Here is a 475-nt window from a genome sequence, read left to right on the forward strand (position 1 = left end):
GCGTTGTGTCATCAGGCAAAAACCCCGGTCGGGAATACGGCGGCGATTTGTATTTACCCGCGTTTTATCCCGATTGCGCGTAAAACCCTCAAAGAACAAGGTACGCCGGACATCCGCATTGCAACGGTGACTAACTTCCCGCATGGCAATGATGACATCGATATTGCGCTGGCGGAAACCCGTGCGGCGATCGCCTACGGCGCTGACGAAGTGGACGTGGTATTCCCGTACCGCGCGTTGATCGCCGGTAACGAGCAGGTGGGTTTTGATCTGGTAAAAGCCTGTAAAGACGCTTGTGCCGCAGCGAACGTATTGCTGAAAGTGATTATCGAAACCGGCGAGCTGAAAGAAGAGGCGCTGATTCGTAAAGCCTCTGAAATCTCCATCAAAGCCGGTGCGGATTTCATCAAAACCTCTACCGGTAAAGTGCCGGTAAACGCTACGCCGGAAAGCGCGCGCATCATGATGGAAGTGA

General features: G+C 53.7%; 1 protein-coding gene. It reads left to right on the forward strand.

From position 1 onward, the window contains the following. The coding region (gene deoC, locus RH45_RS02825) for a deoxyribose-phosphate aldolase (protein WP_008073595.1) at nt 1-475 on the forward strand (475 nt) is incomplete at both ends.

Origin of the sequence: Vibrio sinaloensis DSM 21326 (assembly GCF_000189275.1) — a bacterium.
Taxonomy (GTDB): Bacteria; Pseudomonadota; Gammaproteobacteria; order Enterobacterales; family Vibrionaceae; genus Vibrio; species Vibrio sinaloensis.